16 protein-coding genes, 1 tRNA gene and 3 pseudogenes are annotated in these 24,635 nt (G+C 43.4%); 12 read left to right on the top strand and 8 right to left on the bottom strand.

Going from position 1 to position 24,635, the window contains the following annotated elements:
- Positions 1-127 precede the first annotated feature (127 nt).
- The 3 genes from typA to IPP77_11405 all read left to right on the top strand — a co-directional run bounded on the left by typA (position 128) and on the right by IPP77_11405 (position 6,568).
- Positions 128-1,930 (top strand): translational GTPase TypA, encoded by a 1,803-nt coding sequence (typA, locus tag IPP77_11395; GenBank protein MBL0310248.1) that lies wholly within the window; start codon positions 128-130, stop codon positions 1,928-1,930.
- A 98-nt stretch (positions 1,931-2,028) separates the two neighbouring features.
- A complete protein-coding gene (gene yidC / locus IPP77_11400; GenBank protein MBL0310249.1) occupies positions 2,029-3,915 on the top strand; it encodes a membrane protein insertase YidC in 1,887 nt (628 codons plus the stop codon).
- Between the two features lie 160 nt (positions 3,916-4,075).
- Positions 4,076-6,568 carry a T9SS type A sorting domain-containing protein gene (locus IPP77_11405; protein ID MBL0310250.1) on the top strand — a complete coding sequence of 831 codons (2,493 nt, stop codon included), beginning with the start codon at positions 4,076-4,078 and terminating at the stop codon, positions 6,566-6,568.
- Positions 6,569-6,626: 58 nt separating this feature from the next.
- Here IPP77_11405 and IPP77_11410 read toward each other — a convergent pair whose 3' ends face one another.
- Positions 6,627-7,349, bottom strand: coding sequence for a hypothetical protein (locus tag IPP77_11410; GenBank protein MBL0310251.1), 723 nt, complete (start codon positions 7,347-7,349; stop codon positions 6,627-6,629).
- 521 nt (positions 7,350-7,870) lie between these two features.
- Between IPP77_11410 and IPP77_11415 the strand changes: the two genes are divergently transcribed.
- Positions 7,871-8,629, top strand: a complete 759-nt coding sequence (locus tag IPP77_11415) for an acyl-CoA desaturase (protein ID MBL0310252.1) — start codon at positions 7,871-7,873, stop codon at positions 8,627-8,629.
- 59 nt (positions 8,630-8,688) lie between these two features.
- Here IPP77_11415 and IPP77_11420 read toward each other — a convergent pair whose 3' ends face one another.
- From IPP77_11420 to IPP77_11430, 3 genes and pseudogenes are all read right to left on the bottom strand, one after another.
- Entirely contained in the window at positions 8,689-8,853 is a 165-nt protein-coding gene (locus IPP77_11420) for a T9SS type A sorting domain-containing protein (protein ID MBL0310253.1), read from the bottom strand.
- Positions 8,854-8,855: 2 nt separating this feature from the next.
- A pseudogene (locus IPP77_11425) lies at positions 8,856-9,692 on the bottom strand (IS5 family transposase).
- A complete protein-coding gene (locus tag IPP77_11430; GenBank protein MBL0310254.1) occupies positions 9,649-11,565 on the bottom strand; it encodes a CocE/NonD family hydrolase in 1,917 nt (638 codons plus the stop codon). Before IPP77_11430 ends, IPP77_11425 begins: the two are co-directional and overlap by 44 nt.
- A 158-nt stretch (positions 11,566-11,723) precedes the next feature.
- On the opposite strand from IPP77_11430, the gene IPP77_11435 reads away from it, so the two are divergent.
- Positions 11,724-11,797 (top strand) — tRNA-Pro (locus IPP77_11435).
- A gap of 77 nt (positions 11,798-11,874) precedes the next feature.
- On the opposite strand, the gene IPP77_11440 is transcribed toward IPP77_11435, so the two are convergent.
- Positions 11,875-12,498: a carboxypeptidase-like regulatory domain-containing protein gene (locus IPP77_11440; GenBank protein MBL0310255.1), complete on the bottom strand. Its 624-nt coding sequence runs from the start codon at positions 12,496-12,498 to the stop codon at positions 11,875-11,877.
- 151 nt (positions 12,499-12,649) lie between these two features.
- Between IPP77_11440 and gcvP the strand changes: the two are divergent.
- Positions 12,650-15,546, top strand: a pseudogene (gene gcvP, locus IPP77_11445) (aminomethyl-transferring glycine dehydrogenase).
- 328 nt (positions 15,547-15,874) lie between these two features.
- Here gcvP and IPP77_11450 read toward each other — a convergent pair.
- Positions 15,875-16,708: pseudogene (locus tag IPP77_11450) on the bottom strand (IS5 family transposase).
- 436 nt (positions 16,709-17,144) lie between these two features.
- Here IPP77_11450 and IPP77_11455 point away from each other — a divergent pair.
- From IPP77_11455 to IPP77_11465, 3 genes are read left to right on the top strand one after another with little or no spacing between them, the layout of a single operon-like run.
- On the top strand, positions 17,145-18,338 hold the full coding sequence (locus IPP77_11455) for a DUF1214 domain-containing protein (GenBank protein ID MBL0310256.1): 1,194 nt from the start codon (positions 17,145-17,147) through the stop codon (positions 18,336-18,338).
- Positions 18,325-19,569 carry a sulfotransferase gene (locus tag IPP77_11460; protein ID MBL0310257.1) on the top strand — a complete coding sequence of 415 codons (1,245 nt, stop codon included), beginning with the start codon at positions 18,325-18,327 and terminating at the stop codon, positions 19,567-19,569. The genes IPP77_11455 and IPP77_11460 overlap by 14 nt, the downstream gene beginning before the upstream one ends.
- A gap of 2 nt (positions 19,570-19,571) precedes the next feature.
- A complete protein-coding gene (locus tag IPP77_11465) occupies positions 19,572-20,570 on the top strand; it encodes an SDR family NAD(P)-dependent oxidoreductase (protein MBL0310258.1) in 999 nt (332 codons plus the stop codon).
- A gap of 39 nt (positions 20,571-20,609) precedes the next feature.
- Here the strand turns inward: IPP77_11465 and IPP77_11470 are convergent, their stop codons facing one another.
- Positions 20,610-21,284 (bottom strand): hypothetical protein, encoded by a 675-nt coding sequence (locus tag IPP77_11470; GenBank protein MBL0310259.1) that lies wholly within the window; start codon positions 21,282-21,284, stop codon positions 20,610-20,612.
- 51 nt (positions 21,285-21,335) lie between these two features.
- Between IPP77_11470 and IPP77_11475 the strand changes: the two genes are divergently transcribed.
- The 3 genes from IPP77_11475 (at position 21,336) to IPP77_11485 (ending at position 24,129) form a co-directional block, all read left to right on the top strand.
- Entirely contained in the window at positions 21,336-22,394 is a 1,059-nt protein-coding gene (locus tag IPP77_11475; protein MBL0310260.1) for an NAD-dependent epimerase/dehydratase family protein, read from the top strand.
- Positions 22,395-22,458: 64 nt separating this feature from the next.
- Positions 22,459-23,664 (top strand): DEAD/DEAH box helicase, encoded by a 1,206-nt coding sequence (locus IPP77_11480; protein ID MBL0310261.1) that lies wholly within the window; start codon positions 22,459-22,461, stop codon positions 23,662-23,664.
- 21 nt (positions 23,665-23,685) lie between these two features.
- Positions 23,686-24,129, top strand: a complete 444-nt coding sequence (locus tag IPP77_11485; GenBank protein MBL0310262.1) for a 3-oxoacyl-ACP synthase — start codon at positions 23,686-23,688, stop codon at positions 24,127-24,129.
- Positions 24,130-24,143: 14 nt separating this feature from the next.
- Here the strand turns inward: IPP77_11485 and rfaE2 are convergent, their stop codons facing one another.
- Positions 24,144-24,602, bottom strand: a complete 459-nt coding sequence (gene rfaE2 / locus IPP77_11490) for a D-glycero-beta-D-manno-heptose 1-phosphate adenylyltransferase (GenBank protein MBL0310263.1) — start codon at positions 24,600-24,602, stop codon at positions 24,144-24,146.
- Between the last annotated feature and the right edge of the window lie 33 nt (positions 24,603-24,635).

Below are 24,635 nucleotides of genomic sequence, written 5' to 3' on the forward strand. Positions count from 1 at the left end.
ATACACAGAGATGCACAGAGTTTTGACTGAGTTCACTAAGAGTGCCCTAGCTGACCATTCCCTATTGTCAACTTGAATGCTATCTTCGCGCGCTTTTACAAGCAGCTAATAAGTTTCAAAACAGTTTATGAGGAATCAGAACATTCGCAACATCGCCATTATTGCCCACGTAGATCACGGGAAAACCACCCTGGTTGATAAGATTTTACACCAGTGCTCGCTCTTCCGCGACAATCAGCAGACCGGGGAATTGATTCTCGACAACAACGATTTGGAAAGAGAACGGGGAATCACCATTCTGGCGAAGAACGTTTCGGTAGAATATAAAGACATCAAGATTAACATCATTGATACACCCGGCCACGCCGACTTTGGTGGCGAGGTAGAGCGTGTGTTGAACATGGCCGACGGAGTGCTTTTGTTGGTAGATGCCTTTGAAGGCCCTATGCCACAGACCCGCTATGTATTGTCGAAGGCTTTGGCTTTGGGCAAGAAGCCGATTCTGGTGATTAATAAAGTAGATAAAGAAAACTGCCGCCCGGACGAGGTGCATGAGTCTGTTTTTGACTTGATGTTTCACTTGGAAGGCACTGAAGAGCAGTTGAATTTCCCTACTGTTTATGGTTCTGCCAAGAGAGGCTGGATGGGTGCCGATTGGAAACATCCGGCAGAGGACGTAACTTTCTTGTTGGATACTATCATCGGACATATTCCGGCTCCGCAGATTGCAGAAGGAACGGTGCAAATGCAAATCACTTCGTTGGATTACTCTTCTTATTTAGGTCGGGTAGCTATCGGAAGAATTACACGTGGAAACCTGACCTCTGGTCAGAACGTGATGCTGATGAAGCGCGACGGAACAAAGGTGAAGTCGAAAATAAAGGAGTTGTATGTGTTCAGTGGTTTAGGAAAAGTGAAGGTGGACAAAGTAGAATGTGGTGATATTTGCGCCATCATGGGAGTGGAAGGTTTTGATATTGGCGACACGATTGCCGATATTGAAAATCCGGAAGCTATGCCGCCGATTCACATTGACGAGCCAACGATGAGCATGGTGTTCACGACAAATACCTCGCCCTTCTTTGGTAAGGAAGGAAAGTTTGTGACCTCGCAGAAAATCCGCGAGCGTTTATATAAAGAGTTGGAAAAGAACTTGGCGCTGCGAGTAGAAGATACAGAGTCTGCCGAGAAGTTTAACGTTTTCGGAAGAGGCATCCTTCACCTTTCTGTATTGATTGAAACCATGCGCCGCGAAGGCTATGAGTTGTCTATCGGCAATCCGCGTGTATTGACCAAAGTGATTGATGGCGTAAAGCATGAGCCGATAGAAATCCTGACCATTGATGCACCGGAAACAGTAGCCGGAAAGTGTATCGAATTGGTGACTCAAAGAAAAGGCGACCTGCTGGTGATGGAGCCGAAGGGCGACATGATGCACATAGAATTTGAAGTGCCGTCCAGAGGATTGATTGGTTTGAGAACGTTGATTCTGAACAGCACCGCCGGCGAAGCCGTGATGGCGCATCGCTTCAAAGCCTATATGCCTTGGAAAGGTGATATCCCATCTCGTATCAACGGTACTATCATTGCTAAAGAGGCAGGAAGAGCAACTGCTTATGCGATGGATAAACTAACAGACCGCGGCAAGTTTTTCATTGACCCGAGTGTGGAAGTATATGAAGGGCAAATCATTGGTGAATATTCCAAGAGCGGAGATTTAGTGGTGAATGTGGTTCAAGCAAAACAGTTGACCAACTTCCGCGCTGCGGGAACCGATGATAAATCTACTCTTCCTCCTCCTATCCGCCATAGTCTCGAAGAGAGCATGGAGTATATTCAGGAAGATGAGTACGTGGAGATCACTCCTAAGTCCATTCGTTTAAGGAAGATTTTCTTGAGCGAAAACGAACGGAAGAGAGCGTCAAAGTAGGTCGAAACCCTCCCTCAAATATTTATTTAGTTTTGCGCGCCCTAAAATAAAGGGGTGCGAAAATTTTATTACGTGCAACCCGTCAACTATTGACCTGAATGAAGAACAAGGAAACCCTCATAGGCTGGCTGCTGATTGCCGTATTGATGATAGGATTTATTTTCTATCAGAATAAGAAGTTTGAAGAAGAGCAGTTAAAGAAGAAAGAACTGCAAAAAACGGAGCAAGCCGAGAAGACCGCGCCTACTACTCCAACCACAACAACCCTTATATCTGGAGATACTACTGTTGAGCAAAGTATTGCTTCATCAGAAGCTATTCCCGTGGACAGCGCACAAAGAGAAAGCAAGTATGGCGCATTTTCTGCCGCAGCAGGTGGCGAGGAAAAGTTATTCGTACTTGAAAACGATGTGGTGAAAATCATTCTGACCAACAAGGGTGGGCAGATAAAAAGTATTGAGCTCAAAAAATTTAAGACCTCAGATAAACGACCACTGATACTTTTCACCGACAAAACAAATTCGGTCAGCTACCAGTTTCCGATTGATGAAAACCGGGTGATTGATACGAAGGATTTCTATTTTGAACCGATAGGCGAAGGCTTTAGAGTAAGTGGAAACGATTCGAGCTCATTTTCTCTTCGCCTTCAGGCCGGAGAGGGGAAATATCTTGAACAAAAATATACCCTCAAAGGAAACTCCTATCTCTTCGATTATCAAGTGATTTTGAATGGTTTGAATTCCATCATTCCATCCAATACTACTTTTATCAATGGCCATTGGGAGAATACGCTTAGTAATCTGGAGCAGAATATTGATTTGGAGAGAAGATACTCTGCTCTTTATTACCGGTATAATCAAAGTGATGTTGCCCATCTGAGCGAGGACAAAGAAACCGACGAGCATGTATTCGATACCCCGCTGGAGTGGATTTCTTATAAGCAGCAGTTTTTTAATTCAACGATGTTCAGCAAAGGGCTTTTTCAACGGGGGAAGTTGAAGACCTTTTTTAGTAAAGAGCATCATGAATACGTCAAGAAGTATGATACCCGCTTTGTCTTGCCTTATCAGTCAGGATCACAAACCAAGTATGACTTTCAATATTACATAGGTCCGAACAACTATAACACCCTCGCCTCAATGGATAAAAAGGTGGAGGAGGTGATCAAGTTAAGTCCCGACTTCTGGCTCTTTTCCTGGATGCGCTATATCACCCGTTTCATCATTTGGGTGTTTAGCTGGTTTGATAGTGTGCATTTGAACTACGGAATCATCATTTTGTTGATGACCATTATATTGAAGATCGCTCTTCACCCTCTTACAGCCAAATCAATAGAAAGCGCCGCCAAGATGAAAATTCTTGCTCCGGAGATTGCCGCGTTGAAAGAGAAGTATGGCGATGACCAGTCTAAGATTGGTGCAGAACAGATGAAGTTGTATCAAAAGGCAGGAGTGAGTCCATTAGGCGGCTGTCTGCCTTTGTTGCTTCAGATGCCTATCCTGATGGCCATGTATTATTTCTTCCCGGCTTCTATTGAGTTGCGTCAACAGTCCTTTCTTTGGGCTAGTGATTTATCCAGTTATGATGCGATTGTAACATTCTCTACCGCCATTCCGCTAATCGGGAATCACATCAGTCTGTTTACGGTCTTGATGACCATTACTTCCATTGGTCAAGCTGTGATGAATAACCAGATGAACGCGATGACAAACCAACAACCGGGCATGAAGTATATGCCTTATTTTATGCCGTTGTTGCTAATGTTTATGTTCAATAGTTTCCCTGCGGCGTTGACTTATTATTACCTGCTGCAAAATCTGCTTGGCATGGGTCATCAGTGGATTATTCAGAAGTTCTTCATCAATGAAGCAAAGCTGCGTCATAAAATTGAGGAGAATAAAAAGAACCCTAAGCCTGCATCTTCTTGGCAAAAGAAACTAGAAAACATGCAGCGCGAAACACAGAAAAAGAAGAAGGAAAAATAGCCGCTAACTCTAGCTCATTTTCAACCAGAAATCCTTGGTATTACCTCTCCATTTGGGAGAATTGTCACAATAGTGTAAAAAAATCGTCTTGCCGAAGTGCGATTCAAAAATTCAATTACTTTTGACCACCATTTTTAAAACCAAAATAAAAAAACAAAGAATGAAAAAGCTTTTACTATGGTCTGCCATGGCAATTACCGGCTTATGTGCAAACGCACAAGAGAAAATGTATCGGGATACTCGTTTAGAACAGTCGCTTATGGAAGAAAGACCTGTTGTATTACAGAAGGATTATAATTCTATTGACCACCCACGAAAAAACCGAGCTCAACGCTCTATAACATCAGGGACTAAATTAATCTCGGACACTTTGGGGAGTGCTGGTAACCTGTTGACCGTGCTTAATAACGAGTGTAACCAGATTGATGTCAATGACTCACTGAATATCGTAACGTTTATTCACAGAAATGATGACCGGAAATTTCTTAATACCAACGTGGCACAATATCGCTTTGACATTTCAAAAAACCGGGGAGTTCCTGGATCTTGGACTAAAGATATTGGCCCTATTACCAATGACGTAAACATAGATAACGTTTCTGTCAATGGTCGTTTCCCTCAGGCTGGCGTTTACAATCCTGCTGGGAATACCATTGTGGACAGTGCTTACCTAGTTTATTCTGGCACTTGGCACAACGGTGATGCCGGCGGTTGGACCGGACAAATGCGCGGCAGAGGACAACTTTCTGGCGACCTGAACTCTTTCGACGTCCATATTGATACCATCAATAATGGAAACGTAGAGATTGCTTCAGGGTTCTGCCAAAGTGCACCTGGAATATTTTGGAATTTGAATCTCGACCGTACCGGCGGGTTCAATGGTAACGCGAATCACATTGTTAGTGGCTTTATTTTAGAGAAAGGAATATGGAATTCTACCACCAAACAAGTAGATTGGACAGAGCATCGGATTAATCAAAACTTTGCCTATACCACCTCGAATAGCTACAATAGCTCAGTCATTACTGGTTGGAACATGGATTTTGACCCGACTGGTCAATACGGATGGATTGTTTGTTTAGGTGATATCACCCAAGACAATGACAATGTGTACAATCCGATTTTTTGGAAAACAACGGACGGGGGTAATAACTGGACAGGTCCCATCGCCGTTGAACTGGATAATTTTACTGACTTGGTTAATCGTTTAGACCCAAGTTCTTCTGGAACTGCTACTACTACTTTTGAAAATGATTTAGTAGTGGATTACTTAGGCAATCCTCACCTACTGGTGGTTGTTTCAAAGGGATCTAGTTATAGTATCAGTGTTTCCGGTTTGAATATTTATGATATTACTTACGATGCCAACACGCCATCTTGCATATTAGGTAGTGTAAACGGATGGAGAGCGGTTCATATTAGCAATGTAGAGACCTTTAGAGGAGTTATTTCTAATGACAATCCTGCGCCATTGACACAAGATAACCGTCCTTTGGCTTCAAAAAGCAAAGACGGAAAAAAACTTTTTTTCTTCTGGGTTGACTCGGATAGCGAATTTCTTGGTTCCGCAGAAAATAATCTCCCTAATCTGATGACCAGAGGCTATGATTTAGAACATTTCGTGTCAACTCCAGTTATAAATCTTACAGAAGGCGATGAACTTTGGGGTGGTGAAACCAGCCGTGCTCCAGGTGGCCTGTTTGGTGGCGCCACTTTTGGTACGGCATCATTAAATGCACTGCAAAACAACAAAACATACAATGTTCCTTTTGTTTTTACTCAGATAGATTACCCTCACGATCCGGCTTCTGGTCTTGGCTCTTATCTTCAGCCTTGCGCCTTCTGGTATGTCAGCAATATTGATTTCGATCCTTATGATTTTTCTGTAGGATTAGCAGCTTCTATTCAATTGAACGGAGCAGATACCACGATTGTTGTTACCGGTAATACCTATACCGAAGATGGTGCGACGATTAGTTACGATACTGCTTGTTATAAGAGTGGCGATTTGAATTTGGTCGTTGACAATTCTAATGTAAACACCAATATTCCTGGCTCCTACTTTGTTTATTATACTGCCGAAGATTCTGCCGGAAATGTTTATGCCGCAAAAACTAAGGTGGTACTGGTTGGCTCCGCTCCGGTTGCTGATTTTAACTGGGCTTTCCCTTCTTTCAAGTATCGTGCCGTATTTACCGATTTATCTACCAACGAGCCAAATAAATGGAAATGGAATTTTGGTGATTCACAGGGTTCCAGCATCAAGAACCCCGTTCATAATTACGCCACCAACGACACCTTTGAAGTTTGTCTCGAAACCACCAATCTTTTCGGAACATCAGCATCCACTTGTAAATCAGTCGCAATCATAGGTGTGGGCATTGAAGACCTTCGTTTTGAAGCCAACATCAACGTGTTCCCCAATCCTTCCAATGGCAACTTCAGAATCAACTTTGCCGAAGGGATAAGTTCAGATGTTACAGTAAGCGTGTACAATATTTTGGGCGAAACTGTTTCTGCTCCTGCTCGTTACAAAGCAGGCATCACAAATGTAGACATGAATCTTTCATCGGTTGCAAACGGGATTTATTTGGTAAAAATTACCAACGATAAGGGTACTGCTGTAAGGCAAATCACCGTATCACACAAATAACTTCAGGTTTTAATAATCAAAAAAGGCTCCCGCTTCGCGGGAGCCTTTTTTGATTATACTACTTGACGACCCCACTTAATTTCCCATATTTATAATACAGGTCAATAATGGTCTTCGTAATTTCATAATCCGAATGATATTTCAGAAAATCTAATGGCAAATTGCAATAGTTGATAAACTCCTCATAGTTTTCTTCAGGCAGGTCAATCAGACCATTTTCGTTATAGTAGTTAAGCAGTTCTTTAAATACGCGCCTCCGGTCATCTTCTGCAATTTGTTGTTTCAGTTTCTTGCGTTCTTGAGCGCGCGCACTGAGCATCTCATACAGCGCACTGATAGGACTTGTAAAAGAAATCTCTGGCCTTTCCAATTCTTTCGGAGTGATTCCCAGTTTCTTTCTTTCCTCTTCAATCTGTTCCAGTGTTTTGGGAGCTTTAATTATTACGGCTTGGTTAAGCCCGATACTCAAAGGCTCCATCACAAAGCGAAGGGCATATTCACTGCGCACTATAGAGTCAACCACCGAAAACTTAGTCGTGCGATAACCCGGATAAAAAAGAAACAGTGTATCGCGTCGCCCAATAGTCTCCTCCACATACCCCCGGCCATCTGTCGCCATCGTGACACTTGGTTTTGGATTGATAAGACTCACACCACCCAATGGCCGCAGCGTATAACTATCCAGTATCGTTACTTTGATAAGCGCCGTATCGGACTGTGCATCACTTTGAATTGGAGTAAAAAAAACAACAAAAGCCACCGCCCTGCACCAAATCCTCATGCCGCAAATGTAAACAAGTACTTATCTCATCAAGACTTTATGAATGATGGCGGCTACGGTCAATGCCTCTATGTTCAGGAGAAAGTAAGATAATAACGATGGTTGTTTATCAGGGCACTTTCATCATTCCGCAATAAATTATAACTAAAATCCTTTTTTAACATTTAATCCAAAGTCTGCCTGCATTTTAAAAACCGCATCAAATTCTTAAGAAAAACAGGACAGCCACTTTCAGGCTAATCAGATATGGAATTTAGCGGGAAACCCCGGACAGTTTTCGGCTTGGATGTGGTATGCTTGCCAAACAAGGTTACGATTCGAATATTGGCAGCGCATCAAATTTATTTTTTACCAAAGCGTCTATATGACGCAAGTCGTCCTTAAAAATTACAAATGGAATTACTTATCTTTGCCGTCGTTGAGAAATCAGTTTAATAAATTGTTCCGTTCTGAAAGATGCTCGCACCTCGTAGCCAATTCAGCGGTTATTTTAGTCTTACTTAAAAATCATTACAATTAACATGGTACCTATTCTTGTTTTCTTTTTCGCACATCATTATCTGTCGCTTTTCTCTCAAAGTTTCCTGATGCACCGCTATGCAGCGCACGGGGCATTTACCATGAATAAATTTTGGGAAAAATTTTTCTTCGTCTTTGCCTATGTAACGATGGGGTCTTCCTATCTCAGTGCTTGGTCTTATGGCGTGATGCACCGTATGCACCATGCCTTTGCAGACACACCGAAAGACCCTCATTCACCAAAATATTTCAATAACCTGTTTGCCATGATGATGCACACCGAGAAGATCTATGGCGGCATCGGAAAAGGCACTATTGAAGTAGAAGAAAAGTTTAAGAAAAACGTTCCTAGTTGGCATTCATTTGATCTTTGGGCACGCTCATGGCCATCTAGAATCATGTGGGGCTTCGTTTATTTTGCTTTCTACTTTTATTTCGCTCCTTCTATCTGGTGGTATCTGTTACTGCCCATTCACTTCTTTATGGGACCGGTTCACGGAGCCATTATCAACTGGTTCGCTCACAAATATGGTTATGTAAACTTTAAATCAAGCAATACATCTAAAAACCTGATGCCTTTGGATATTTTCATGTTAGGCGAGGGCTATCATAACGACCACCACAAATTCCCTTCCCGCATCAATTTCGGTGTAAAATGGTATGAGATTGACCCCCTTTATCCGGTCATTTTATTTTTGAACTTTGTAGGAATTGTAAAGGTGAAGCAGAAGGCCTTTGGCAAAGTGGAAGCAGAATTCTAAACGCTCGATTTCAAATCTGAAATAAAAAAAGCGCCAACTCAAATGAGTTGGCGCTTTTTTTATTTCACCAATTTATGGTGCCAAATAACTTCTCCCTCTTGGTTAGCCACCTCAACAAGATAAATTCCCGAACCATACTGAGTAAAATCAATCGCCCCTTTTCTACTTATCCTCTTCTGAATCAATTGTTGACCCAATGAATTATACAGTAGACCTCTTTCCAAAATCAAATAGGCTTAGTTAGTAAGTTAGCAATAGCCGCGATTAGGTTGAGCCGCAATTTGAACCTTCTTCTTCTGTTTCGATATTTTTCAGCCAGTATTCTGAATATTTTGAGTTTTCGGATGATATTCTCGATAGCCACCCTGCTGGAGGATATCCGTTGGTTTCTTTGTTTATCTGTTTTGGTAAGCGGATTTTTCTTGCTTCTTTTCTTTGGTATTTCGGTATTGGGATGTGCCTTTTGTAATCCTTGGTATCCGGTATCTACTTCTGCGGTTATGGTGGGATGGATGGGTGTTTGGCTTTGTTTATACAGCTTGTAATCATGCTTGCGTCCATTTCCCACTTCGGTGCAAACAATCTGTCGGGTATTTTGGTCTGCTATTATCTGTGATTTTAAGGTGTGTCTTTTCTTTTTACCTGAGTAATAACGCCGCTGTTTTTTTTAGGTCGCTCAATAGGGGTTTCCGTCACATCTATCCAGACTAGCTCAAACTTATTTTCCGGACGGGTAAGTACCTTTTTGCCGGGCAAATGAAACCGGGGATCGTTGATGAGCTTATGCTCCGTATCCATAATTATTTTGCAAACCGCCGATTCACTAATGTCATAGGTAACGCCAATATGGAACATCGTTCGATACTCCCTGTAATACATCAGGAGCATCAAAACCTTTGTCCTCTAAACTTAATTTGGAAGCCACTCCACGGCTTGGGTGCTTTCTTGCTTTTGCATTTGCCTCTTCTAGAGCCTGCACCATCAGATGAAACACCTCTCGGGTGACTCCTGTACTACGTTTAAACTGTGCCTTTGGCTGTTTTTGAATAATTGCCCATCGCATGAAGCAAAGAAATTATCAAACTTCTGTTTTTCCACAATTCAATCAACAGAACACATAGTCTAGTGTACTTATTTTTAGAATAAACCCATTTTGGAAAGAAGTCTAGTGTAATTCCATAAATAGCATCACTACTCAATTCAATATTCAATAGATTAGAAACACGGTTGGGGAAAACCTTTATTACCTCCGCCTGATTCATCGTGCGCCCATCAATCCCGTTGAAACCTACCAACGGAAGGGTGATATACGAAGTGTTGTTTACGTTGGTATAAACCGTATTAGATGCCACTACCGGATTCACCAAAGAATCCATGCTGTTTCCCGGATACATCACTCCACCGGTATTCATATTCCGGTTGAAGCGCGGATAATTGGACGACGTAACATCCACCCGAATTCTATGTCCTGCTAAAAAGGTAAGCGAAGTACACGGCAACTTCATCACACAATCATAATCCGTACCCGGAATCATCAGCATCGTATCTGCCGCATTGATACCATTGCGAAAGCGCATTCGCATCACACCATCATTCACTAGCATCGAGCGGCTATCCGGATATACATCCGTTAGCCGAATATCAAAGTCCGTATCTCTTCGATTGGAAGAAACTTTCAGATGAACCACCACATTGCCTCGCATCGCCATATTCTGCGTCAGTGTATTCGTGGTGAAGGTCAGTATATCATTCCGGCTTTCCACCAAGATTGCTTGGTCATAAGGTCCCTGAACTAAGTCTGCACGTAGCGTAGGGCCTCCAATCGTTGGAGAAGGATCCGTCGGGTCATAATTAAAAGTCAAACTATCCGCATTACTGGTTGGTACCGAAACATCCAGCAATCCGTCTTTATGCAAATAGAAATTCGTATTCACACCACCGGCTGGCGGCCAAGACGGACTGTTCTGCCACACATCCTCTCCCATCTGAAAATACTGAACCTTCGGGCTTTGATCCCAACCGTTTGCCTCATTTCTTAAATAAAAATCAAAGAATCGCAACGCCAGCGAATCATTCCAATGAGCCGATGCCGGATAATTCAACTCGCCCTGCGGCACGCTACCCACCTGCGCCATGCCGCTACCACCATGCACCCAAGGACCCATAAGCAACCGGTGCTGATCACGCACCAATATTTGATTACTATTCTGAATCGCCGTATAGAAATCTAACATCGTTTCAATATTATGGTCATACCATCCGCCAATCATAAAGCAAGGCACGCGGATACTATCAGGATAAAAATTTGCACTCTCTGCAAAGGTCCAAGTCAAATCATGCACCGGATGCGTCATGATAATCGCCGAGGTACCAAACCCCAAAACATCCAATTGTTGAACATACTCCGTCTTCAAACATCCATTCGGAAAATATTCATCATACTGATACTGTGGTGCCGCTACCAGCGGACAAATACAAGTCAAATGCGGCGGATTTTTCTTCGCTGTTGCAAACTGCACTCGCCCCAGCGCTGAGAGCCCCCAAGTCCCCACCTTGCCATTGCTCCATGTTTGAGCTGCAATCCATTCCACCGCATCATAACCGTCCTTACCATTATCCGGCGCACCGGCATATTTCGCCGCCGCAGAACCATAAAAGCCCCGCCAATCCAGAATCACAAAAATATAAGAGCTGCTATCCAAGTTCATACCTACCAGCGGCAAACCGATGACGCGATAACGCTGTCGGTTATATGGCGTCTGCACCAAAATCACCGGTCCCTGCGCCATACCCTTCGGAATATAAATATCTGCCGCCAATTTTCTGCCATCGCCCATCGGTATCGAGTCCACCTGCGGCGTCAAAACCGCCAGCGATTCTTTTGCAAATCCAAGAAAAAAGAAAAGAAAAAAAGCGTAAAGAAGATTTTTCATCATCGTGGTTTAATGCTCACTAAGACCGAGCTAAACTAAAGAAGTTTAAGCATTCGGCCTTCGGTGGTTTTGATATATTTGCCGCCCGTTTGAGGTGAAACTCACCCCGACATGCCAGTCCCAGAAATCATTGCACAAAAAATCCTGTAAAGATTTTTTTTCTGGGTGTAGCGCAGCCCGGTAGCGCACTTGCATGGGGTGCAAGGGGTCGCAAGTTCGAATCTTGTCACCCAGACGTAGGCGAAGCCCCGGCTTCGCCTTTTTTTATTTGGGCGGCTAACGGGTTTCTTTCTTTATGCTTTGTTTTGGTAATTAATCCTTCTTCTTGAAGTCGCCTCGTTTCCAGGCTCTGATAAACTCAGCCCAGGCCAGCGGGTTGAAGATGTTCTGCGGAGCAGTTTGGCCGTAGTAGTATTTTTTGGCTGAGGCATTGCGCAGGTTGCGCACCCCTGCCTCGCGTCCGTCGGCTTCGAGGGTTTCGCCCAATTCAGCCAGTCGCTCGCGATCGAGGTTTCGGCGGGCGCGGTCCAGGTCGTCTTCGGGCGGATGAGTATCTAAAAACACCTGATGAAAATCTTCGCGCCTCCAAGGCATGATAATCGTTTCGCGCAAGTAGACTTCCGAACGAGTCATTAGTTGAATAATAGAAAATTTTTGATTGTCGAGTTTAGACGGAATAATATAAACCGAAGGCCTGAATCCGATAGAAGTAAAATAGAGCGTGTCGCCTTCCATAGCTGCGAAAGAGAAAAAGCCATCTGGCCCCGCAGTGGCGACGCGGCCACGATTGAGCAGCGTGATGTGTGCAAAGGGCACGCCCATCAGGCTGTCGGCAGTCAGTGTATAGCCCGAAAACTGAACCAACTTGCTATCTTTTTGCGAAATGGCGGTGATGGAAGAACCGAGGAGGAGTAGGAAGATGAATAGTCTGTTCACCAAACGAAAATATAAAGGTTCATGAGTTTGGAATAGAATTATTGACGGAGTAAGAGCTGATTGAGAAGATTTAACAGCAACAAAACCTATAAAACAAGTCGCGCCCTTCTTTATATTTGCGGCCTCAAATCTCTACCAAAACAACATAATCATGATAAATCTTCGCACCTCCGATCATTTTGTAAACCGCCACATCGGAATTGATGAAACCGCCTTTCAGCAAATGCTACAAGCTGTTGGAGTAAACAGCTTGGAAAATTTGATTTCAGAAACTATTCCCAACAACATTCGCCGCCGCGAAAAACTCAATCTGCCAGATGCGCAAAGCGAATACACCTATTTAAAAGAACTGAGAAAGAAGGCTTCGAAAAACAAAGTGTTTCGCAGCTTTATAGGCATGGGCTACTTCAATACGATTGTGCCTGCTGCCATCCGTAGAAATATTCTAGAGAATCCGGGTTGGTACACGCAATACACACCCTATCAGGCTGAAATTGCACAAGGAAGACTAGAGGCTTTGCTCAATTTCCAAACAATGGTCAGCGACCTGACCGGTATGCCGGTGGCTAATGCTTCGCTTCTTGATGAAGGCACCGCCGCTGCTGAAGCCATGCACATGTTCTGGGGATTAAAAAATAAAAAGATGCCCTGCACAATAAATTCTTCGTTTCGGAACGCTGCCTGCCGCAAACGATTGATGTAATCAAAACCCGTGCACATTTTCTGGGTATCGAGGTCATCATCGGCGACCATAACGTATTGAGCCTTGACAAAGATTTCTTTGGTGCCTTGTTGCAGTATCCCGCCAAGGATGGGAATGTGATTGACTACAAATCCTTCATTGATAAATGTCACTCAGTTGAATGTTACGTATGCGTTGCTTCTGATTTGCTGGCGCTCACGCTGCTCACTCCTCCGGGAGAATTTGGCGCGGACTGTGTCGTAGGAAATTCCCAACGCTTCGGAGTGCCGATGGGTTATGGCGGCCCTCATGCCGCTTTCTTTGCCACCAAAGATGATTACAAAAGAATCCTTCCAGGAAGAATCATCGGTGTATCAGTAGATGCTCAAGGTCAACCGGCTTTGCGCATGGCGCTTCAAACTCGCGAACAACATATCAGAAGAGAGAAGGCCACTTCCAACATTTGTACCGCTCAAGCTTTGCTTGCGATTATGTCGGGCATGTATGGTGTTTATCACGGCCCGGATGGCTTGAAGAATATTGCCCTCCGTGTTCATACCCTCACAGCTATCTTGAAAAAGGAATTACATCACCTTGGTTTTAAAATAGCCAACGAGCATTTCTTTGATACCCTGCGCATTGATACCAAAGGAAAAGAACAAGCGCGCGACTTCATTCATCAACTGGCTCTGAATCAGGAAATCAATTTCTTCTATGACGAATCGGGCATCACTATTTCATTAGACGAAACCACCCAGCCCGAAGATGTGGTGGACATCGTGGCGCTGTTTGCTCGCGCACAGGGCAAGGATGATTACACCTTCGACATCTATCGCTACAACAACCCAGAAATAAATATCCCCGAATCACTCAAGCGTTCTTCTTCGTTCATGACCCATCCGGTGTTCAACACCCACCGCAGCGAAACACAACTGATGCGCTACATCAAACGCTTAGAAAACAAAGACCTTTCTCTTACCAAGTCCATGATTGCACTCGGCAGTTGCACGATGAAGTTAAACGCCGTGGCCGAACTGGAACCGGTAAGCTGGTCCGAGTTTGGAAACATCCATCCTTTTGCTCCCAAAGACCAAGTCGCCGGATACCTCGAAGTCATCACTGCTTTAGAAAATTACCTCAGCGAGATTACCGGCTTCCATGCCACCTCACTTCAGCCAAACAGCGGCGCACAAGGCGAATATGCGGGGCTGCTCGTCATTCGTGCCTACCAAGCAGACATTGGCCAAGGCCATAGAAACGTAGCTTTGATTCCCGCTTCTGCACACGGAACCAATCCTGCCAGTGCGGTCATGGCTGGCTTGAAAGTAATAGTGGTTGCTACCGATTCTCACGGCAACATTGATGTCGCTGATTTGTTGAAGAAAGCCGAAGAACATAAAGACAACCTCTGCTGCTTGATGGCGACCTATCCTTCCACCCACGGAGTGTTTGAAAGCAATATCAAAGATGTCTGCCAACTGATTCACGCCAACGGCGGACAGGTCTATATGGATGGTGCCAACCTCAACGCTCAAGTAGGTTTGACCTCACCGGCGCTGATCGGTGCAGATGTCAACCACATCAATCTCCACAAAACATTCGCCATTCCTCACGGCGGTGGCGGACCGGGCATGGGCCCTATCTGCGTGGCGAAACACCTCGCTCCCTATCTTCCCGGCAACGCCGTCGTGAAGACCGGTGGCGACAAAGCCATTCATGGAGTCAGCGCCGCTCCCTTTGGCAGCGCCAGCATCCTCCTGATTTCTTATGGATACATCCGTATGCTCGGTGCGCAGGGCGTAACCGATGCCACCATGTATGCCATCCTCAATGCCAACTACATGAAATCGCGCCTCGAAGAATATTATCAGGTCCTGTATGTAGGCAAAGAACATGGCCGCGTAGCCCATGAACTGATTCTCGATTTCCGCTCCTTCAAACATACCGTCGGCATCGAAGTAGAAGACGTAGCCAAGCGCCTAATAGATTATGGATTCCATGCGCCTACCGTTTCCTTCCCCGTCGCCGGAACCTTGATGATTGAACCCACCGAGAGCGAAGACAAAGCCGAACTCGATCGTTTCTGCGATGCGCTGATTTCCATTCGCAAGGAAATAGAAGCCATCGAAAACAAACAAATGGATGCGATAGATAACCCACTAAAAAATGCACCACACACTATTTCCGTAGTGACTGCCTCCGAATGGAACCATCCCTACACCCGCGAAGAAGCCGCCTTCCCGCTGCCCTTCGTCAGCGAAAATAAATTTTGGCCTGCCGTCAGCCGTGTCAACAACAGCCAGGGCGACCGGCATCTCATTTGCACCTGCCCGCCGACGGAGAGTTACGCCGAGGCAGTTTCGTAAGAAGTTAGAAGGCAGACTTTAGAAATCAGATTGAATGATTTGCAAACTGCATCCCAATCTTCGCCGTTATTGGTGTTTAGTATTCCATAAAAAAAAGACCTGCATGCCTCACCAATTCCCGCCGTCTTATGTTTGCAACTCACTTCATTTCCTCCAAAAATAATCGCACTTCCACCACAGCCGAATGCATTGATGCGAGAGATGAGCGCATTTAATTCAGAAATTAGCGCATCTGGCCATGAGGCGTATGCACTAAACTAGGAGATTAGTGCAGTTGGCTATGCGGCGTGTGCGCAAACTGTCGGAATCAATAGACCTCTTTCCAAAATCAAATAGGCTTAGTTAGTAAGTTAGCAATAGCCGCGATTAGGTTGAGCCGCAATTTGAACCTTCTTCTTCTGTTTCGATATTTTTCAGCCAGTATTCTGAATATTTTGAGTTTTCGGATGATATTCTCGATAGCCACCCTGCTGGAGGATATCCGTTGGTTTCTTTGTTTATCTGTTTTGGTAAGCGGATTTTTCTTGCTTCTTTTCTTTGGTATTTCGGTATTGGGATGTGCCTTTTGTAATCCTTGGTATCCGGTATCTACTTCTGCGGTTATGGTGGGATGGATGGGTGTTTGGCTTTGTTTATACAGCTTGTAATCATGCTTGCGTCCATTTCCCACTTCGGTGCAAACAATCTGTCGGGTATTTTGGTCTGCTATTATCTGTGATTTTAAGGTGTGTCTTTTCTTTTACCTGAGTAATAACGCCGCTGTTTTTTTTAGGTCGCTCAATAGGGGTTTCCGTCACATCTATCCAGACTAGCTCAAACTTATTTTCCGGACGGGTAAGTACCTTTTTGCCGGGCAAATGAAAAAGGGATCGTTGATGAGCTTATGCTCCGTATCCATAATTATTTTGCAAACCGCCGATTCACTAATGTCATAGGTAACGCCAATATGGAACATCGTTCGATACTCCCTGTAATACATCAGGAGCATCAAAACCTTGTCCTCTAAACTTAATTTGGAAGCCACTCCACGGCTTGGGTGCTTTCTTGCTTTTGCATTTGCCTCTTCTAGAGCCTGCACCATCAGATGAAACACCTCTCGGGTGACTCCTGTACTACGTTTAAACTGTGCCTTTGGCTGTTTTTGAATAATTGTCCATCGCATGAAGCAAAGAAATTATCAAACTTCTGTTTTTCCACAATTCAATCAACAGAACACATAGTCTAGTGTACTTATTTTTAGAATAAACCCATTTTGGAAAGAAGTCTAATGCGCTTGGCCGAGCGGTGAGTGCAATTATCCTGGAAATTAACGCAGATGGCTGGGTGGTAATTGCACATAATCTGCAAATGAGTGCAAGAAGCTGGGAATTGAGCGGATTAAAACTGAAAATCAATGCTCTAAAATCGAATTTTAGAGTGCCTCTCCATCTGTTTTTTCCTTAGCCATAATTTTCTGTGTTAAAAAATTATGACCTTAAATCTAAGCAAGGATTTCTAAAAAAGAAGATTGAAAATTCTACAGAGATGAACGTTTCGTTCATCCCTTCTTGGCATAAGATTTATTTTATGATATTGTGTTCAAAATTCAACACCATTTAATGGGGAAGTTTCTATTTGCCATTCTGAAATTATTTAAAGGCTTTCATCTGCTTCAACTTCGCCTCCGAGGCAAAACCGAAGCCGATATTCACGCCGAAAGAATAGTGACCGGCAAGGCATGGGCAGACTTTTGTGATCATCTAAAAGCCGCCGGCTCTTCACTCGTTTTTCCCGGCACACCGCGCGATGCTTTCAACCAGGCCGAAGGCGTGCGCTATCTCTCGCGCTTGACACGCGCCGCGCTCGAAGCCTATGTAGAATATGGAGATGAAGCCTTTCCTGAATTGCGCAGAATGGTACACGAAACAGTAAAGTTGGGCGCCGACAATCCCGACAATTACTATATGAATGCGCAGATCAGCGGCCAATATCAATACCGGATTGTCGGCAAAAGAAATACGATTGACTATCTCGGCTTCTTCACTCAAAATGGTGTTTACGGCACACCCAGCGGCATGGCGCCTTGCGGCGTGCTCGAAGGAAAAGAACTGGTGATAGATGAAGATGGAAGTTTTGAAATTATTCTGAGTAAAGAAAGACAAGGAAAGAACTGGTTGAAAATTGAAGAAGCGACCAGTCTATTGATTGTCCGGCAAACCTTTTTTGATCGGATCAATGAAGTACCTGCCGTATTGAAAATTGAAAACCTGAATGGACAGAAAGTACCGACCCCGCTTACCGCAGAAAAAATAGATAAGGGATTGGACACCGCGGCGCTTTTTATTGCCGGTGCGCCGATGCTCTTTGCCAAATGGGCCAAGGGGTTTACCAAACACGCCAATCAACTGCCGGTGTTCAGTCCTGCGATTTCAAACGCCGCCGGTGGCGATGCAAATATTATTTATCACCACAGCTATTGGAAACTTCAAGACGAGGAAGCACTAATCATCCAATTCACCCCTCCGGTGTGCGAAAGCTGGAATTTTCAATTGAATAATTATTGGATGGAATCTCTGGACTACCGGTATTTTCCGATTTCAATAAATAAACATGCTGCTATTCCCTCGCGTGATGGAAGTATCAGAATCATTGTATCAAAATCAGATCCCGGCTTGCCCAATTGGATAGATACTTGTCAGCACAACGAAGGAACTATGTGCCTAAGATGGTATCGAATAAAGGAGGGCGCAAAGACATCCGAGCCGAATTGTCGTGTTGTTAAAACCATAGATATTTCTCATGATGAATCGTGAAGTGACCACAGATAATTTTAATAAGAAACCTTTATGGGTAAACTTTATTAATAGCACTTGGAAACGTTCGTATTTTCTCGGAACAAAAATCGAACTCGAAAAAGACCATCTGATAAAACTTGCCCGAAAGCAATCAGGGCTTCATTCATTTGGAGAAGATTTTTGGGAAGAACCTTTAGAGCGACTGATCAGTTCTATCAATGAGGAGGCCGATCTGCATCCCATAGGAAGATTCATTACCCAAAAGCGATTGACCAGCCTGCTGACCATTCGACTGCGAGCAGAACATTGGTTCAGAAAACATCCGGAAATTCTTGAACAAGAGCTATATCCGGTCTATCTGATTTGCGGACTTCAACGAACCGGTACAACAAAACTGCAACGTCTCCTGTCCGCCGACCCCGACAATAGGGTGTTGTTGAGTTGGGAAGTACTCAATCCCGTTCCTTTAAGCGAAAACCCGGATGAAATAAATCAACGGATCGCCGCCGCAAAACTGAGTGAGAAAGCATTGAAATTAATGGCTCCCGGGTTTTTCTCTATTCATCCCGTAGAGTTTGAAAAGCCCGAAGAAGATATTCTCTTGTTGGATACCACCTTTATGAGTACCACACCGGAAGCAACGATGAACGTTCCCTCTTATGCTTCTTGGTTGGAGCAAACAGATCAATCAAATGCTTATGCCTATGGTGCCAAACTGTTGAAGTTTTTGCAATGGCAGCGACCGGGCAAGCGATGGATTCTCAAGACACCTCATCACATGGAGTTTCTCGATTTGGTCAAAAAACATTATGGGAAGGTGCATTATATCTGGACGCATAGAGATATCAACGAGAGCCTGCCGTCATTCATGAGTATGGTGGCGCACAGCCAGACCATATTTAGCGATAATGTATCGCTGCACAGAGTAGCGCAACACTGGCTGAGAAAGACCATCTATATGCTTTCAACGGGAATTGAATTTCGGAAAAATAATCCCAATCAAAAGTTCACAGACGTTTATTATAAAGACTTTATCGCCGCGCCGATGGATGTTATAGAAGAGCTATATCGTAGCATCGGGAAGATTTCGCCAGAGCTGCATCAAAAATTTCTCGATGCGGAGAAAATAAATGCGCCAAACAGATTTGGGAAGCACCGCTACAGTCTTGAAAATTTCAATTTAAATAAAGAGGATGTAGGTAAACAGTTGAAATTCTACACTGACTATCTTAAAACAATTCAGAAATAGAAATGAGTAAGGAAAAGGAAAGATATTCAAACGCATTTTCTGCCACGCTCAGTGGTATCGCTGACTTGTTCAGAAAGCAGAAAAATGTAGTGACGCTTAAAGAGGAAGATTTGCTGACCGGTAAGAATGTATTGATTACCGGTGCAAGTTCGGGGCTGGGATTTGAAGCATCGGTTCAACTGGCCAAACGCGGAGCCAAAGTGTGGATGGCTTGTCGAAGTGGCATTCCTGAAAAAGGAAAAATGGTTCAAAATCTTTCAGGAAGCAATCAGGTAGAAATGTTACCGGTTGATCTTTCGGATATAGATTCTATTGTCAAACTGGTGAATACACTGAAGGAATCATCCGTGAAGTTGGATGTCGTGATTTGTAATGCGGCTGTTGTTCCATTAAAAAGCAGAAAAACCAAACAGGGCTTTGAAGAAATGTTTATGGTCAACTATCTGGCAACCTATCTGTTTGTTCGGCTTCTTATAGAAAATGATTTGATTCATTTAGATGGTACTACGATACCGCGAATCATTTTTGTTTCCTCCGAAAGTCACCGAAATCCAAAAGAGTTTGATTGGAATGCATTTGGTAAGTATCAGGAATATAGCGCAGGTCAAAGTGTGGAGCGTTATGGATACAATAAATTACTGCTGACCACTTTTGCAAATGAATTATCCAATCGCCTGAATCCATCCGATAAGATTCGTTGCTCGGTATTCGCGCTTTGTCCCGGCCCGGTGAACACGAATATTGCGAGAGAAGCACCGGCTATCTTCAAACCATTGTTGAAGTTGATTTTTAAAATCTTCTTTAGATCGCCAAAGGTTGCAGTACAACCACTGGTATATTTTGCATGTTCTCCCGAAGTAAATGGAACGACGAATCGCTATCTCTTTCTAATGAGTGAAAAGCAAGTGGATATAAAAGCAAGCAATAGAGAAAATGGAAAGCGGCTTTGGAATCTTTCGGAAGAATTATTGCAGCAACATGGATTCGCTTTCCAAAAGTAAATCTATAGGAAGCAGATTTCCCTTCTGAATCAAAATGGGCTATTGAGTCTTTATAAGATATTCTGAGGCCAGATAAGTTTCCATACTATCATAATCTATAAACGATTTTGTATCGAAATATACGGTAATCATCCGCGGAATAATAATCAGCGGGTTGCCAAAAAACTTGAATGGATTTAGCAGATTTGATTCCTCCCGAACTTGTTCTTCTACGATACCATCAAACCATTCAGAATTGGCGTAGAGTTTTTCGTTCACCACATTTCGTACATAATTCCACAGAGGATGTATCCGAAGTGAAAGAGGTGTGTGTCCATTATGCCATCTATTCAGGAAGGTTTGGTAATCAATGCTTTTCTTTTGTGAAAACAAGGTTAACAAACAGGCACCCGGTGTCGGCTCACCATCGCTCCAGTTTTTAATATAGGCAACCGGTAAGGCTTCCGTCACACGATATCCTCCACAGAAACCATCAACCTTTTGGATGAAATCCATTTTATCCGCGTTGGATTTGTAGATAGAAATTACCGAAACCTTCTTTTTGCTAAACGGAATAATAGATAGACCGGGAGGAGCTTTTTCCGTTATGGTAAATTTAATTGCATCCGGGTTATACTCTTTATTGAGCCTTGATACCAGTTCAACTATTCTGTTTTTAAACTGAACATACGTCTCTTGATTATTTCCACGGATGAGGTATATTTCTTTGTTCATTCTGTTAATACATTTTAAATTACTATCGCATCACGAGGATAGATGAATGTTATGACAAAATCAAATGATGCCAACAACGGACTCCGTGTATTAGTGACCGGAGGATCTGGTTTTCTGGGAACGACTATCGTAGAGGAATTCATTGATGCAAAATGGGAGATGGATGTTCGAGAAATAAGAATTCTGGACATAAAAGAATATAAAGGCAAAAAAGACGATCGTATCACTTTCTATAAAGGAAATGTGTGCCGGTATGAGGAAATTAATGAGGCGTTTAAACAAATTGATGTAGTCATACATTCTGCTGCCATCATAGACTGGGGTACTAAATCAGAAAAGGAGGTGTATGACATCAATTTTGGCGGTACCCAAAACGTGATAAAGGCTTGCAAAGAGAATCATGTGTCGGCTCTTGTTTATGTAAGTTCTCTTGATGCAGTAATCAGCGGCAGCGACCTAATTGATATTGATGAATCTCAACCTTATCCTGCTGAGCATCCGAATATGTATTGCAAAAGCAAATCTTTGGCAGAAAGGCTTGTAATTGGAGCCAATCAAGACTCCTTCAAAACCTGCGCTATGCGGCCCGCAGATATTTATGGGGAAGGTGACCCTTACCACATTCCTCCTTTACTCGATATGGTCAAGAATGGATTTTATCTTCATATTGGAGATGGGTCTGCCAAGTGTCAGCATATTTATGTGAGAAATATGGCGTGGGCGATTTTGCTGGCAGCGAAGGCCCTGGTTGAAAACAATCATCAGGTTCCGGGGAACGTATATTTTATAACCGACGGGCCTGGATCGAATTTCTTTACTTTTTTCGATAATCTCATTACCCAATCCGGATATAAAATTTGGCCGCGTAACTTTCGATTATCTCGTAGGGTGGCTTATTTATTAGGATCCATATCAGAATATGTTGCACTTCTGGTTCGACCGATAAAGTATTATAACCCGAAGTTGAGCCGGTTTGCAGTCATGTATATCAGCACGGAATTCACTTTTACATCGGCCAAAGCAAATCGAGATTTCGGTTTTCAACCTAAATACAGCGTTCAACAAGCTTTAGAAAACACCACCCTATTTTTTAGAAGAGAGATACCCTGATTCCATTCCCGACCGTTTCTTACCTTTGCCTAGAACCATTTATTTCTTCAAAAATTAATATTCCTTGAATTTCTCCGAACTAAACTTTGAACCATCCTTACTGGAAGGTCTCCATTCTATGGGCTTTGATAAAGCCACACCTATACAAGAACTGGCAATCCCTATCATCCTGAAACATCATGACCTGATAGCTTGTGCTCAAACGGGTACCGGTAAAACGGCGGCTTATTTGCTTCCTGTAATCAATAAAAACATTCAATCGCATAAACATGCAGTGAATACGCTAATCATTGTTCCAACGCGTGAGTTAGCGGTGCAGATTGATGAAGCCATGCAGGGCTTCGGATATTTCACACCCGTAAATGCTATTGCAATCTATGGGGGAAGCGATGGGATCTCATTTGCGCAGGAGAAGAAGGCTTTGACCGAAGGGGCAAATATTATTATCGCTACACCCGGCCGTTTAATAGCCCACCTGAACATGGGTTATGTGAAGTTTGATGAACTGGAACACCTCATCCTTGATGAAGCGGACAGGATGCTGGACATGGGGTTCAGCGATGATCTCAATAAGATTATCAGCTTTCTGCCGAAGAAAAGACAGACGTTGATGTTCAGTGCTACGATGCCACCCAAGATTCGTGAACTGGCAAAGAAAATCCTAAACAATCCTGAAGAAGTCAATATATCCATTTCAAAACCTGCTGCGGGAGTATTGCAGGCTGCTTATGTTGTTCATAGCGCTCAGAAAATGGGATTGCTGAAAGGTTTATTAAGAGATAAAAACATCGCCAGTATTCTTATTTTTTCTTCGACTAAAGATAAAGTGAAAGAACTAGAGCGTGAATTGAAAAGGCTCCAATTTAATGTGGCAGCGATCCATTCCGATTTGGAACAGGTTGAACGGACAGAGGTGCTACGCCAGTTCAAAAACAAAAGATTACAGATTTTGGTTGCTACCGATATTCTGTCCAGAGGTATTGATATAGACTCGATTGGTTTAGTGATAAACTATGATGTGCCTCGGGATGCAGAAGATTATGTTCACCGTGTGGGCAGAACCGCCCGCGCCGAAACTACGGGTGTTGCACTAACTTTTATCAGCCCGGAAGACCAGCGGAAGTTTCAACGCATCGAAGAACTCATTGGCAGTTCAGTAAATAAGATAGCCTTGCCAGCGCACTTGGGAGAGGCACCTCTGTATGATCCTAAAAATCATGCTGAGGCAAAACCTCGAGGCAAAAGTTTTCCTCATAAGAGAAAACGATGAGTGTTTTTTGCCGTGATAAAGATTAAGCAGCAGCTATACCGGTTATGTCTGGAAAATATTAACCAGCGCATTGCTCATATTGAAAGTGCTATGGAGTTAGCCGGTTCATCCATCAATGAAGAAACGAAAAGTAGCGCGGGAGATAAATATGAAACGGCTCGCGAAATGATGACGCAAGAAATTGAAAAAAATCGCTTGCAGTTATCCGAGGCCATCAAGCAAAAACAATTGTTGCTGCAATTACAGCCCGACAAATTAACGGAAGAAATTCAACCCGGCAGTGTGGTGCAGACCAACCTTGGAAATTTCTATATCGCTATCAGCGTTGGACGGTTGGAAGTGGAAGAAAAAACATACATGGCTATCTCTCCGGCTTCGCCTATAGGGTTATTATTCATTGATAAAACGAAAGGAACTTCAATCAGCTTTAATGGAAAGAATTATAGGATAGAAGAGGTGTCCTAACGAACACCACAATATTATTTCTTCGAGCGGGCGATAATCTCCGTAGTGCTAAAACCTTTGAGATAGGGAATCGTCTTGACGATGCCTCCGTAACTTTCTACAAAATCACTTCCTACTATTTTTGTTTTCTTCCAGTCGCCACCTTTCACCAAGAAATCAGGTCGAATAGAGTGGATCAATTTTTTCGGGGTTTCTTCTTTAAAAATCACAACCCCATCTACGTATTGCAGCGCAGCTAAAACAATAGCCCGCGACTTTTGGCTATTCACCGGACGATGCTTGCCTTTCAGTTTTTTTATGGAAGTGTCTGAGTTCAACCCTACGATCACCCGTTCCCCTAGTTTTTGGCAGGAAGCGAATAGACGAATATGGCCTTCGTGCAGAATATCGAAACAGCCATTGGTGAAAACAATCTTTTCGTTCAGCGTTCTCCAAAATTCAATTCGCTTGAGAAGTTCCTCAAGGAGAAAAATTTTGGTAACGGTATCTTCAGAAGAAATCACAGG

The sequence above is a fragment of the Bacteroidota bacterium genome (assembly GCA_016722375.1).
GTDB lineage: Bacteria > Bacteroidota > Bacteroidia > Chitinophagales > LD1 > Bog-950.